The following is a 13,563-nucleotide window of genomic DNA, read 5'->3' on the forward strand; positions in this document are numbered from 1 at the left end:
CTGGCGGCGTCCCCTCTCCCTGGTGGGCATGAGGAGCTCGGGCTCACATGTGACCGTCGCGCCCCGTGGCGAGGACGCCCGGCTGATGGCGGCCATGCGGGGACAGCGCGACGCGACCGAATCCCTGCTCCTGGAGTTGCTGCCGCGCGTGCGCAACCTGGTGCGCTACCTGGTGCGGGGAGACTCGGACGTGGAGGACATCGCCCAGGAGTCGCTCATCACGCTGGTGCGGGGCCTGCCCACCTATCGCGGCGACGGGCGTTTCCACGGCTGGGTGGACCGGGTGGTGGTGCGCACCACGTTCGCGTGGCTCAAGCGCTCACGCGGACGCGAGGCCCGCTACAGTGGGGACCCGGTGGAGTTGTTGGCGGTGCCGTCCGACGAAGCGCCGGCGGACGAATATCTGTACCGCCGTCACCTGGTGACGTTACTGGACCAGTTGTCGACGGAGCAGCGGCACGCGCTGGTGCTGCACCACGTCCTGGAATTGAGCGTGCAGGAGATTTCGACAGAGCTGGGCGTCCCCTTCGAGACCGTGCGCAGCCGGCTGCGCCTGGGACGCACCGCCCTGCGCGCGCTGGCCGCGGAGGACGAGGCACCCGAGGGGGAGTCGTCATGAGCCCCCGCCCCCCCGGCGACGGTGACGGTGAGCCGCTGGACGACCTGCTGCGGCCCCTGGACAACGGCAGTGGGCCCGCGCGGCGGCTGTCCCGGCAGCGTTCGGGCGCGCTCGTCCAGGCGGCATTGGACGCGGCGCTCCAGCAGGCGCCGGAGCCTCCGCGAAGACGCAGGCGGCCTCCCGTGTGGTTGATGGCGGGCGCGGCGCTCGTCTTCACCGGGGCCGCGGCCGCCGCCGTGTGGCGCTACGCGAAGCCCGCGCAGCCGCCCCCGCAGGTGCTGACGCCGGCCGTGCCGGAGCCGACGCGGGTGGCCACGCTGGAGCCGGTGCCCCTGCCCCCGCCCGCGCCGCCCGAGCCCTTCGTCATCGAGCATCCAAGGCCGCTGCGTCCGACCCTCACGGTGAAGGAATCATCGAAGCCGGAGGACCTGCTGCGGCAGGCCAACGCGCTCCGTTCGGCGGGCAAGTGGAAGGACGCGGAAGGACTGTACCTGCGCGTCATCCGCGCGGAGCCGTCCTCGCTGGCGGCGTACGTCGCGCGCGTGGCGTCGGGGTCGCTGCGGCTGGAGCACCTGGGTGACGCGCGAGGCGCCCTGCGCCAGTACCAGGACGCGGTGCGGCTGCAACCCGGCGGCGTGTTGGATCCGGAGGCACGCCACGGCGTGGCGGAAGCCCACCGCGCCCTGGGCGACACGTCTGCGGAGGCCCGGGCGCTGGGTGAGTTCCTCTCGCTGCATCCGGACTCACCGCTGAGCGCGGCCTCGCGAGCACGGCTCCGCGAGCTGTCGCCGCCATGAAGCACGGCCTCGCGGGTCTCGTGGCCTGGAGCGCGCTGTTGAGCGCCGCGTGCACGGTGGATGATCCGGTGGCCACGCTGCGTTCGCCCGACGCGGGGACCGGCGTTCCGGATGAATGGGCGGAGCACTGCGCGGACAGCGGCCCTCCGCTCCTGCTGGGGAACCCGGCCTCCGGACCACGGGTGTGCAGCGGCCAGCTGGCGCAGACGCTGTTCCGCCGCGCGGCGTGCTCCTGCGAGGGACTGTCCCTCAGCGCCCCCTTCACCGTGGATGCATTCCGAAGCTCCGCGGGCCCCTATGCTCCCGGCGGCACGGGGGGCGACGTGGGCGTGAACGGAGTCCTGTCCGCGAACGACCGCGTCTCGGTGGGCGGCTCGCTCCAGGTGGGTGGCGTCCAGCTCGGCAGTCCGCTCACGGTGGGCGGCGTCCTGGACAGCAACGGTCCCCTCTCCGGCCCCGGCACCTCCGCCACTGTCACGGGTGATGCTCGGGTGAACGGGGACGTGGGGCTCGCCGCGCTCACCGTGGGCGGCGTGCTCACCGTGCCCCCGGAGTTCTCTCCGGGCCCGGCCCAGGCGTCGGAGCTGCGCCGTGAGCCCGTGCCCCCGGTCATCCCCTGTGACTGCGACGAGGGCTCTCGCTTCGACCCGGCCGCGCTCATCGCCCACCACACCGTGGACAACGACAACGCGGCCATCGGCCTGGACCCGGCGACGCTGACGGACGTCACCGGCGAGCGCGTGCTGGAGCTGCCCTGTGGCCGCTTCCTGCTGACGCGCATCGCGGGGCCGGGCCACGCCACGCTGCGCATCCGGGGCCGCACCGCGCTGTTCATCCCCGGCGGCGTGGACCTGAAGGAAGCGCTCACCGTGGACGTGCAGCCTCCCGGTGAGCTGGACCTCTTCCTCGCGGGGGGCTTCATCGTGTCCGGCGACCTCACGCTGGGCTCCGCCGCCCTGCCCTCGCGGGTGCGCGTCTACGTGGCGGGCTCGCAGGCGCTGGACATCTCCGCGGGCAGCACGCTCGCGGGCAACCTCTACGCGCCCCAGGCCCAGCTCAACCTGAGCGGCAACGCGGAGGTCTTCGGCTCGCTGTTCGTGCGCCACCTGGAGGCGTCCGGCGCGGTGCAGGTGCACCACGACGCGGACGTGCTCGGCGCGGGCGCCGCGTGCCCCGCCGGCTAGGCGTGACGGCTACCTCCTCGGCTCATACCGCATGGCCACTGCCCCCGAGGGGAGCTCCAGCCGGCCCACGAGCTTCAGGTCGAGGGGCTTCGACAGCCCCGCGAACAACGACGGCCCGTGGCCCGCCACCCTGGGATGCACCACGAACTCGTACTCGTCGATCAACCCGAGCTCCGCCAACGCCAGCGGGAGCTTCACGCCTCCCACGAACAGCCCCTTCCCCGGCTGACTCTTGAGCTGTTGGACAGCCGTCGCCAGGTCACCGCGCACGAGCTCCGCGTTCCAATCGACCCGGTCCAGGGTGCTCGACACGACGTACTTCTTCGCCGCGTCAATTGTCCGGGCGAAGGAGCCCATCTGCCCGGGCCCCGTCCCCGTCCGTGCCGGCCGGAACGCGGCCTCCATCATCTCGTAGGTCACCCGGCCAAAGAGGAGGGCATCGGCCTGCTCGAGGTTCTCGACCGCGTGACGATGCAAGGCTTCGTCCGCGATCCCCGCACGATGGTCGCAGCACCCATCCAAGGTGACGTTGATGGAATACCGAAGAGGTCGCATGACGTGAGCATAACGCCGGGCGACCGGTCATCGCCATTCAGGCGGGCTCAGCGGAACACGACGGTCTTGTGGCCGTTGAGCAGGATGCGGTGCTGCACGAACCACGTCACCGCGCGGCCCAGCACCACGCTCTCCACGTCGCGCCCCATCGCCGTCAGCGCCTCGGGCGACAGCGTGTGGTCCACGCGCTCCACGTCCTGTTCGATGATGGGTCCCTCGTCCAGGTCGCCCGTGACGAAGTGGGCCGTCGCGCCAATCAGCTTCACGCCCCGGTCGTAGGCCTGCTGGTAGGGCCGCGCGCCCTTGAAGCTGGGCAGGAACGAGTGGTGGATGTTGATGAGCCGCCCGCGCAGCACATCGCACGTCCCGGCGGAGAGGATCTGCATGTAGCGGGCGAGCACCACCAGGTCCACGCGCTGCTCACGCACCAGCTCCAGCAGGCGCGCCTCCTGCCGTTCCTTGTTCTCCGGCGTCACCGGCAGGTGGTGGAACGGAATGTCGTGGGACGCGGCCAGTTGGTAGAAGTCCCGGTGGTTGGACACGATGGCCGGGATCTCCACCTGCAGGATGCCGCTGCGGTAGCGATACAGCAGGTCGTTCAGGCAGTGGCCAATCTTCGAGACCATCAGCAGCACGCGCGGCTTCTCCGACGCGTCGTGCAGGTGCCACTCCATGGCGAACCGCCCCGCGAGCGCCCCGAAGGCCTCGCGCAGCGCCGCGGGCTGCGCCTTCCCCTCTTCATCCGCGAAGTGCACGCGCATGAAGAACAGCCGCGTCCGCGGGTCGCCGTACTGGGCGCTGTCGAGGATGTTGCAACCGTGCTCGGCGAGCCAGCCGGAGACGGCGTGGACGATGCCGCGCTGATCCGGGCACGACAGCGTGAGGATGTATTGGGCGGGACGCTCGGTCATGGACGGCGGCGACTATAGCCCCGCCGGGTGAAGGCTCGTCCCAGGGCGCGGCGGGGATTGTCCGGTGTCTGGCGGGCGCCCATCTCCCTTCCATGTCCATCGTCTCCGCCACCCGCTGTCATGACATCGCCATCGTGGGAGGTGGCTGCGCCGGCTTCCAGCTCCTCCACGCGCTGTCCCGCGAGCCGGGCGGTGACGCGCTGGACATCCTGCTGCTCGACGAAGCGAAGGAGCTGTCACGCTCGTGGTGCTTCTGGAGCCGCGAGCCGCATCCGCTGGACTTCCTCATCGCGAAGTCCTGGGACGCGCTGGCCTTCCGCGCCCCCGGGACGAACCTGCGCCTGCGCCTTTCGCCCTACCGCTACCACTACATCCCGGGCCACCGCTTCTTCGCCTTCTTCGAGGACGCGTTCCTCCCCGCGCACCGCAACGTCACCCGCGTCCGCACGACCGTGGAGACCATCACCCGCGAGTCGCATGGCTTCACGCTCACGGGTCCGGGTGGAGCGTGGCGCGCGCGGCAGGTCTTCAGCAGCCGCGTCCCGCCCGCGTCCGGCCTGGAGCGGACCCACCTGTGGCAGCACTTCCGGGGCTGGTTCGTCCGCATGAAGCAGCCCGTCTTCGACGACGGCGCCGTGACGTTGATGGACTTCGCCCTGCCAGGGGCGGACCTGCGCTTCGCATACGTGCTGCCGCTCACACCGACGCAGGCGCTGGTGGAGATCACCGCGGTCTCCCGGGACGTCTACGAGACCGCCCGCTACGAAGCCCAGTTGGAGCACTACCTGCGGAAGCGCTTCCCGTCGGTGCCCTTCACCCTCACGGGCGTGGAGGAGGGGCGCATCCCCATGACGGACCGCCGCTTCTCGCGGACGGGGCCCGCGGGCGAGACGCTCATCGGCACGGCCGCGGGCATGGTGAAGGCCTCCACGGGCTATGCCTTCGAGCGCATCCGCCGGGACAGCGAACAGCTCGCGCGGCACGCGGTGGCGGGGACCGCACCGGCGTGGCCCGCCACCACGGGGCGGTTCCGCTTCTATGATCAGCTCCTGCTCGGGCTCCTCGACCGACAGCCCGAGGCGGGTGCGCGGGTCTTCGCGGCGTTGTTCGACAAGGTCCCCCTGCCGCGGCTCCTGCGCTTCCTGGACGAGGACACGTCGCTCTGGGAGGAGCTGGCGCTCATCACCCGCCTGCCCTGCGCGCCGTTCCTGCGGCAGCTCGCGCCAAGCAGGGCGTCATGAAGGCGCGTGGCGACACGCTGGTGCTCGCGGGAGTGCTGGCCACGGGCGCGGGGCTCGTCCTGTGGCGGAGGCTCGCGGGGGAGCTGCCCCCGGGCGTGCAGTGGAGCGTCTTCGCGGCATCGATGCTCGGGGTGGGCATTCCCCACGGCGCCGTGGATCACCTCATCGTCCAGGAGACCGCCCGCCGTGAGGGCCTGACACATTCACGCGCCCGTTTCCTGGCGGGGTACGCGCTGACCATGGCGCTGTATGCGCTCGCGTGGCGCATCGCGCCCCTGTGGAGCCTGGGCTTCTTCCTCTTCGTGTCCGCGTGGCACTTCGGAGATGCCGACCTGGAGGGCACGCCCATGTCTGCGCGCGGGGTGCTCGCGCGTTGGCTCGTGGGGACCTTCGTGCTGGCGCTCCTGCTGCTCACGCACGCGGCGGAGGTGACGCCGCTCCTGGACCGCCTCACCCATCACCACGCGCCCACGCTGGCGGTGTGGAACGAAGCCATCCCGGTGGCCGGGCCGTTGCTCCTGGGTCTGGGGGGCTTGACGCTGATGATCAGCCGGTGGGCCCCGCCCCTGCCCCTGGGTGACCGGTGGCTGGCGGGCTGGGCCGCGGTGCTCGCGGTGGGCTGCCTCCTGCCGCTGCTCGTCGCGTTCGCGCTCTACTTCGGGGGCTGGCATGCGTGGCGTTCGCTCCGGGCCATCCAGCGCTATCTCGGCGGAGCGTCCCGCTTCCGGGTCTGGCTGAAGGCACTGCCGTTCACGGCGCTGGCGCTGGCCGGGCTGGGGCTGCTCGTCCTGATGTGGCGCGTCACGGGACGGCGGGAGGATCCACTTCCCGTGCTGTTCATCTTCCTGGCGGTCCTCACGCTGCCGCACCTGCGCGTCATGCACGGGCTCCACCAGCGGCTCGCGTGAGCAGGACCGTCCACCGGCGGGGCATTCCATCCGGGGAAGGCTTCCCTCTCCGGAAAGCGAACCTAGACTCTGGCCCGAGATGGCAGACAGTCCTTCAGCCGACGCGTCCCGCCGCCGACGGCCCGTGCCGGACTCCCTGCGCGAATACGGCCGGGGCATCGCGGGAGGTCTGCTCTTCAGCCTGCCGCTGCTCTACACGATGGAGGTGTGGTGGGCGGGCTTCACGTCCCATCCGGCCAGCGTGCTGGGCTACCTGGTGGCCACCTACGTGCTGCTCCTCGGCTACAACCGCTACGGCGGCTTCCGCCGGGACGTGTGCTGGTTCGACGTCTTCACGGACTCGCTGGAGGAGCTGGGGCTGGGGCTGCTCGTGTCCACGGCCGTGCTCGTGCTCATCGGCCGCATCGGCCAGGGCACGTCGCTGCAGGAGGCGGTGGGCATGGTGGTGGTGGAGGCCGGCACCGTGGCCATCGGCGTGTCGGTGGGCACCGCGCAGCTGGGCGGCCAGCACCGCGAGGAGGACGAAGAAGAGGACAAGAAGCGGCTGGAGTCCGCGGACCACGTCCCCGGCCAGCTGGTCATCTCGTTCTGCGGCGCGGTGCTGTTCGCGGCCAACGTGGCGCCCACGGAGGAGATCGTGATGATCGCCGTGGAGACGCAGCCCGGGTGTCTGCTGGGGCTCGCCGTGCTGTCGCTGTTGCTGGGCGGGCTCATCCTCTTCCAGAGCGACTTCACCCGCGCGCACCGCTTCACGCGCCGCCGTCTGCGCCGGGACGTGTTCGCGGGCATGTTCGTCACGTACGCCATCGCGCTGCTGTCGAGCGCGCTGGTGCTGTGGTTCTTCGGCCGGTTCAACGGCAATGGCCTGAGCGTCTGCGTGGCCCAGGTGGTGGTGCTGGGGCTGGCGTCGACGCTGGGCGCTTCCGCGGGGAGACTGCTCATCCAATCATGAAGACGAACTGGAACTGGCTGGAGGGCGTCGTCTTCGTGTCGAGCTGCGTGCTCGTGGCGCTGGTCATGGGCTACCTGGCGGTGGACGCGTGGACGACGGGCAGCGGCCCGCCGGACCTGACCGTGCAGGTGGGCACACCGGTGGCCGCCGCGAACGCGAAGGAGTGGCGGGTGCCCGTCACGGTGACGAACCACGGCGACATGGCGGCGGAGGAGGTCCACGTGCGCGTGGCGCTGCGAGCCGGCCGCGAGCCGCAGGAGGAAGTGGAGTTCGTGCTCGCGTACGTGCCGCGCCACTCCCGGCGCGAGGCCTGGGTCGCGTTCCGGCAGGAGCCGTCCCCCGAGGGCGTGGAGGCGCACGCGGTGGGCTTCGCCACGCCCTGACGCGCGGCTGCTATCCTGGCCGTGCATGCGCGCTGGGAAGACGTGGTGGTGGGCCGCCGTGCTCGTCCTCGGACTGGGCGTGGCCGTGGTGTCCTTCCGGGAGCCACGAGGCCCGGACGCCGCCTCGAATCCGCGTGCTCGCGATGCGGAGACACCGCACGCCAGAGCGCGCTTCGCCCCGCTGTTGGCTCCGCATGCGCAAGGCTCGCTGCGCATCACCGGCGTCGTGCGGGATGCGCAAGGTCCCGTCGCGGGCGTGCAGGTGTCCGCGTCCCGCGTGGATGCGGACACGCTGTCGGAGCGCTCCTGTCCGAAGACACCTCCGGGCCATGACCACTCCCCAGGACGGATGCGACCGGGGGACTGCTGCTTCCTGGAGATGGCGTCGGAATACGCGCGCCTGGTGGAGGCACGCGAGGGCGAAGCGCCCGTGCTCGCCCAGACGGTGACGGAGGACGACGGGACGTTCGTGCTCGAGGGCCTGCCCACCGGCGCTGTCACGCTCTGGGCCCTGGGGGACACGGGCGCGGCCGTGCAGCCGGACATCCCAGCCGGCGGGGACAACGTGACGCTGACGCTGGAGGACGGCGTCTCCTTCTCCGGCACGGTGGTGGAGGCGCTCACGAGGGCCCCCCTTCCCGGCGCGCGGGTGACGTTGATTCACGAAGCCGGGTCCCGATTCTTCGATGCGCTCGCGGATGCCCGGGGACGCTTCCGCGTCGGTCCCCTGCCCCCGGGCCGCTACCTGCGGGTCGCGAGCGCGCAGGGATGCCAGACGAAGGCCTTCCGCGAGAACGTCTGGCTCGATGTGGACGTGGACGTGACGCTGGCGCTTCGACGGCAGCACCGGCTCGAAGGCGTGGTGCTGACCCCCGAGGGCCTCCCCGCGAGCGGCCTGGACGTCCACCTGACGCCCTCCGAAGAGGAGGGCGCCACCACCACCATGCGAAGCGATGAGCAGGGCCGGTTCGTCTTCGAGGACGTCCCCGCCATCCCGCACGAGCTCTGGACCCGGGAGGACACCGCCCATGCGCAGGCCTCGGGGACACCTCCCGGGAAGGTGGTCCTCCGGATGATGCGCTTCGGGTTCATGGAGGGGACCGTGCGGGACGAGCAGCACAGGCCACTCGCGGGCGTGCGCGTGCGCGCGCAGGGCCACCCACCGGGTGACCTGCCGGATCCAGAGGTGCTGACGGATGAGGCAGGCCGCTATCGGTTGGGGCCTCTGATGAATCACTCCGTCGATCTTTTTGTGCAGCGGGAGCACTACCTCGACAGGCGAGAGAAGATCCGCCTGGGCGCTGACCACCCGGGCCCGTGGGACTTCACGCTCATGCGGGCCATGCTGCTCGAAGGCCAGGTGGTCGACCCGCGGGGCCTGCCGCTCGCGGGGGCGCAGGTGAGGCTCGACTTGCCCCGCGACATTCCGGGACGCGTCCGGGACCTGGGCGACCTCATGGAGCCGGCCGTCGAGTCGGACGCGACAGGCCACTTCACCGTGGACAGCGCGAATCCGGGGCCCAGCGAGCTCACCGTCGCGGCCCCGGGGTTCCGCGTCGTGCGGATTCCCGTGGAGGTCCCTTCGACAGGGGTCCGGGTGGGGATGAGCCGCGGTGCTTCGGTCTCCGGCACGGTCATGGATGCGGCCGGGCGTCCCCTGTCCAACGTGGACGTGCGGCTCTGGAGCACCGAGCCGCTGAGTGGAGACCCCTACGACACCTCCGTGGACGCACGGGGCGCCTTCTCGCTGGAAGGGCTGGAGGCAGGGCACTACGTCCTGGAGGCCCGGCTGCGGACGCCCGGCATCGAGCACACCGTGTCGCAGCCCGTGGACCTGGAGGAGCGGACGCAGGCCACCGTGACCGTGCGTTTCGAGGAGGGGCGCACGCTGCAGGGGATGACGGTCGCCAGCGATGGACGGCCGATGCCCGGCGTGCGCGTCCAGGCCTGCCTCCCCCTGGAGGACGTCCCCGCGTGGCAGGCCTACGCCCCCGCCTGCACCGTCACGGGAGAGAGCGGCGTCCTCTCCGGACCGGATGGCCGCTTCGTCTTCAAGCACCTGACAGCCCCGGCCTACCAGCTCATCGCCTGGAAGGAAGGCCATGCCTTCGCGCCGTCGCGTTCGCGGGGAGGAACGCCTGACACCTCCGCCCTGCGGGTCACGCCGGAACAGGGAGACGTCCGGTTGGTCCTGGAGCCAAGACCCCGCCTGCGAGGGCAGGTCGTGAGCGATGACGGGGCACCGCTGCCCTGCGAGGTCCGGGAACAGGGTGACTGGGTGCGGGTCCCGGACGGGACGTTCAATCTCCCGCTGCCAGACGATGGAGCCAGGGCGCTCACGGTGAGGGCGAAGGGCTTCTTCAACCTCAAGCGGAAGTTCGTCGTGAAGCCTGAAGGGGATATCGACCTGGGCACGCTGCGGATGATCCGGAGCCGCACGGTGCGCTTCATCGTCTTGGATGAAGCGACACGCGCGCCGCTGGCGGGCATCCGCGTCAGGATCACTCCGGCATGGGATGAGTCGTTCGCCAGCATCTCGGATCTTCTCTTCCACATCGGGCCCCTCGACGCGGAAGGAAGCGTGGAGTTGGAGGGACTGCCCTTCCAGGCCGCCACCTTCTCCGTCACGGTGGAGGGGGCGCCGGAGCAGGAAGAACGAACGGTGTTCGTGGATGCGGTCCAGCAGACCGTCACGGTGATGCTCCCCGAACCGAAACGCTGACCCAGCCGAACCGCTATCCTGTACCCACGCACTTCAGGAGACGCAGCGCATGCGCAGGGGGCATCGGGTCGCCGGATTCACGGTCGTGGTGATTGCCGGCCTGCTCCTCCTGGCCTTGTTCATCCTGCGTGGACAGGCGGGTTCCTCGACGCACGCGTCGCAGGGAGCCCCCAAGGCTTCCGGGGCCTTCGCCGGTTTCCGCGCGGGACCCACCTCCGGCTCCTCCACGGGAAGCCCACGCATCACCGGCGTCGTGCGTGATGCGCAAGGTCCCGTCGCGGGCGTGCGCGTGTTTGCTTCGCGCGTGGAGCCGGAGGTCACGCTGTCGGAGCGCGCGTGTCCTCCTTCCGACGTCACACCTCCACCCCGGCTGATGGAGTGCTGGAACGAAGCCTTCGATGAACTGGTGGATCAGGTCGACAAGCGCGAGGGAGAAGCCCCCACCGTCGCGGAGACCACCAGCGCGGAGGACGGCACCTTCGTCCTGGACGGACTCCCCGATGGCAAGGTCACGATCCAGGCCTTCCACGGCCAGCGCGTGGCGATGGTCCCGGACGTGACAACGGACCAGCAGGACGTGGTCCTCGTGCTCGAAGAGGGGTCCTTCTTCGAAGGCGTCGTCCTGGACGGGCCAACGGGAACCGAGCCCATCGCGGGTGCCCGCGTCACCGTCTTCTCCCACGAACACACGCGCTTCTTCCCCGCGACCAGCGGCGCGAATGGGCGCTACCGCATCGGGCCCGTGCCTCCGGCCGACTACGGCATCCTCGTCACGGCCTCCGGCCGCGGCCCCGACCTGCGCATGAACGCGGATCCGCTGGAGGAGGACACCTTCATCCTCGACCGCCCCGCGAAGTACGCGGGCACGGTCGTGACGGAGCAGGGAGCGCCCGCAACCGGCGTCTCCGTCCTGCTGGACACGCCTGGCGCCGCGCCCGAGTCGCGCACGGCCCTCACGGACGCGCAGGGTCGCTTCTCCTTCCCCTCCTTCGAGGACCTGCCCGGCCAGCTCTTCGCGGAGACGGCGGCGCATGACGGTCTGGCCCACCTCAGGACAGCGCCCCGCGAGGACATCGTCCTCACGCTCGGGCCCGGCATGGTCCTCCAGGGCACCGTCAGCGATGAGCGCGGAAGGCCGATTCCCGGCGCTCGGGTCATGGCGGATCTCCACGATGCGAACACACCGTCCCCGCGCGGGCAGACCGTCACGGATGCACGCGGCCACTACCGGCTGGGCCCGCTCTTCCGGCTGCCGCATTTCGTGGCGGTTCGCGCCGCGCACTACGTCGACGTGGAGCCAGAGCACCAGGAACTCGGCGACGTCCAGGAGACGCTCGACTTCATGCTGCCGAGCGCCGTCTCCGTGGAGGGCGTCGTGGTGGATGAGGCAGGCCAACCGCTCGCGGGCCGCGAAGTCCGGCTCCATCCCGAGCCGGAGTCGGATCCCGACCAGGACGTCGTCCTGGACCACACGCCAACGGACGAAGCCGGACGCTTCGTCCTGGACGCGGCGGAGGCGGGCACCGTGTGGCTGGACGTCGACGACGCGGCCTTCGTTCCTCAGCGCTTCGCCGTGGAGCTTCCGTCACGGGACACGCGGCTGGTGCTGCGCCGGGGCGTCAGCGTCTCCGTCAGCGTCCTGAGCGCATTGGGCGTACCGGTCCGTAACGCCCAGGTGAAGCTGTGGAAGCGCGACGCGCGTGGCGAATCCGACCATGGCGGGGTCACCAACGCGCACGGACACCTCACGCTCCAGGGCGTGGCCCCCGGAGCCTACGTGGCGGAGGCGACGGTCAAGGAACGGGCCGTGGACGTGCAGGCCTCCCAACCGCTGGAGGTCCAGGCGGGAGCGGCGGCGTCCGCCACGCTGCGGCTGGAGGAAGGCCGGACCTTGAGAGGCGTCGTCGTGAGCCCCCGGGGCCTTCCGCTGCCCGGGGTCGCCGTCCGCGCGGAGCTCCTGGACGCGGATCGGCCCCGCTACCGCGGCGAGCCCTCCCACATGGGCGTGCCCCCCGATGGCGTCCGCACGGATGCCGAAGGCCGCTTCACCCTGCGCTCGCTGAGCGCGGCCCGCTACGTGCTCAACGTGAGACATCCGGGGCACGTCATCGACACCGCCCTGTCCCAGGGCACCACGCCTGGCGAGGACAAGACGGTGGTGGTGCGAGGCGACACGGAACAGGTCCGGCTGGTGCTGCGACGCATTCCACACGTGCGGGGCCAGGTCGTGGCGGAAGCCGGCACGACGCTGGAGGGGTTCGAGGTGAACGGAACCCGGTACACGAAGCCGGACGGCCGCTTCGACCAACCCCTGTACGAAGCCACCGGCCCGCAGCGGTTCGTGGTGCGCGCCAGGGGCTTCGCCACGGTGGATCGCACCGTCACGCCGGACGGGGAGAACGACGTGGACGTGGGCACGCTCACGCTGACGCGAGGGCGGACGGTGCGGGTGCGCCTGCGCGACGCCGCGACGGGCGAGCCCTTCAACGGACGCGTGCGCGGTGACTCCGGGCAATGGGCGACCATCGCCACCGGCTATCGGATCCATGGAGAAGGCGTCGCGGACGGACCGCCCTACCTGCCCGCCACCGGGGTGGTGCCACACACAGACGGCTCGTTGCTGCTGGAGCACCTGCCCACCACCGCGTTCACGCTCGAAGTGGACACCCAGCTCCATCTGCCGACGCGAGTGACGGTGGGCGAAGCGGAAGACAGCCTCACGCTCTCACTCGACTCCGGTGCGCGCGTGACGAGCCACATCCGAGACGCGCGAGGACAACCCGTCGCGGCCCGGCTCACCTTCACGCGCTCGGACGGCCTGACGCTTCAACGCCATCCCAGCGCCGGAGACTTCACCGTCCGGACCCTTCCTCCAGGGCTCTACACGGTGAATGCCTGGATGGAGGAGGGGCCTCGCGACACCGTCTTCCCTGCCCGCACCGTGCGGATTCCGCCCAGCGGCGACGTCACCCTCACCTTCGACGCCCTGGGCACTGGAGCCACCGTCACGCTGCGGCTGCCGGAAGACGTCGGCACGGCGTTCCTGCTGCCCGGCCAGCCACCCGCGCCCGACAGCGCCGGGGCCTTCGAACACCTGAGCCTCCAGCAACACCCCGGCGAGGAATGGACCCGCACGTCCGTCACGTTCCGCCGCGTCCCCTCGGGCCACTACACCGTCATCGCGGCCAACCGGGACAAGGACCGCATCCATCGCGAGGAACTGGACGTGCCCGCTGAAGGCACGCTGTCCCGCGACGTGAAGCCGGTGTGGAGGCCTCTGGCGCGCTGACG

Annotated in this window: 11 protein-coding genes; 9 read left to right on the forward strand and 2 right to left on the reverse strand. The window is 71.0% G+C overall.

Annotation, left to right across the window (positions count from 1 at the left end; all coding sequences use genetic code 11):
• Nucleotides 1–28 precede the first annotated feature (28 nt).
• The 3 genes from JYJ93_RS35200 to JYJ93_RS35210 are packed head-to-tail and all read left to right on the forward strand — an operon-like array spanning nt 29 to nt 2,600.
• A complete protein-coding gene (locus JYJ93_RS35200) occupies nt 29–619 on the forward strand; it encodes an RNA polymerase sigma factor (RefSeq protein ID WP_242544870.1) in 591 nt (196 codons plus the stop codon).
• Nucleotides 616–1,416 (forward strand): tetratricopeptide repeat protein, encoded by an 801-nt coding sequence (locus tag JYJ93_RS35205; protein WP_206798895.1) that lies wholly within the window; start codon nt 616–618, stop codon nt 1,414–1,416. The genes JYJ93_RS35200 and JYJ93_RS35205 overlap by 4 nt, the downstream gene beginning before the upstream one ends.
• Complete coding sequence (locus tag JYJ93_RS35210; protein ID WP_206798897.1) at nt 1,413–2,600, forward strand: hypothetical protein; 1,188 nt, start codon at nt 1,413–1,415, stop codon at nt 2,598–2,600. The genes JYJ93_RS35205 and JYJ93_RS35210 overlap by 4 nt, the downstream gene beginning before the upstream one ends.
• A 9-nt stretch (nt 2,601–2,609) precedes the next feature.
• On the opposite strand, the gene JYJ93_RS35215 is transcribed toward JYJ93_RS35210, so the two are convergent.
• A complete protein-coding gene (locus JYJ93_RS35215; protein WP_206798898.1) occupies nt 2,610–3,155 on the reverse strand; it encodes a dihydrofolate reductase family protein in 546 nt (181 codons plus the stop codon).
• 47 nt (nt 3,156–3,202) lie between these two features.
• Nucleotides 3,203–4,066, reverse strand: coding sequence for a formyltetrahydrofolate deformylase (gene purU / locus JYJ93_RS35220; RefSeq protein ID WP_206798902.1), 864 nt, complete (start codon nt 4,064–4,066; stop codon nt 3,203–3,205).
• A 92-nt stretch (nt 4,067–4,158) separates the two neighbouring features.
• Here purU and JYJ93_RS35225 point away from each other — a divergent pair, with 92 nt between their 5' ends.
• The 6 genes from JYJ93_RS35225 (at nt 4,159) to JYJ93_RS35250 (ending at nt 13,561) form a co-directional block, all read left to right on the forward strand.
• Nucleotides 4,159–5,307 (forward strand): lycopene cyclase family protein, encoded by a 1,149-nt coding sequence (locus JYJ93_RS35225; RefSeq protein ID WP_206798904.1) that lies wholly within the window; start codon nt 4,159–4,161, stop codon nt 5,305–5,307.
• Nucleotides 5,304–6,215: a Brp/Blh family beta-carotene 15,15'-dioxygenase gene (locus JYJ93_RS35230; RefSeq protein ID WP_206798905.1), complete on the forward strand. Its 912-nt coding sequence runs from the start codon at nt 5,304–5,306 to the stop codon at nt 6,213–6,215. Before JYJ93_RS35225 ends, JYJ93_RS35230 begins: the two co-directional genes overlap by 4 nt.
• A gap of 124 nt (nt 6,216–6,339) precedes the next feature.
• Nucleotides 6,340–7,167, forward strand: coding sequence for a TIGR02587 family membrane protein (locus JYJ93_RS35235; RefSeq protein ID WP_269013036.1), 828 nt, complete (start codon nt 6,340–6,342; stop codon nt 7,165–7,167).
• Entirely contained in the window at nt 7,164–7,550 is a 387-nt protein-coding gene (locus tag JYJ93_RS35240) for a hypothetical protein (RefSeq protein ID WP_206798909.1), read from the forward strand. The genes JYJ93_RS35235 and JYJ93_RS35240 overlap by 4 nt, the downstream gene beginning before the upstream one ends.
• A 58-nt stretch (nt 7,551–7,608) precedes the next feature.
• Nucleotides 7,609–10,272, forward strand: coding sequence for a carboxypeptidase-like regulatory domain-containing protein (locus JYJ93_RS35245; protein WP_269013035.1), 2,664 nt, complete (start codon nt 7,609–7,611; stop codon nt 10,270–10,272).
• A 49-nt stretch (nt 10,273–10,321) separates the two neighbouring features.
• Nucleotides 10,322–13,561, forward strand: coding sequence for a carboxypeptidase-like regulatory domain-containing protein (locus JYJ93_RS35250; RefSeq protein WP_206798912.1), 3,240 nt, complete (start codon nt 10,322–10,324; stop codon nt 13,559–13,561).
• The last annotated feature ends 2 nt before the right edge of the window (nt 13,562–13,563 follow it).

The organism is Corallococcus sp. NCSPR001 (genome assembly GCF_017309135.1).
Classification (GTDB): domain Bacteria; phylum Myxococcota; class Myxococcia; order Myxococcales; family Myxococcaceae; genus Corallococcus.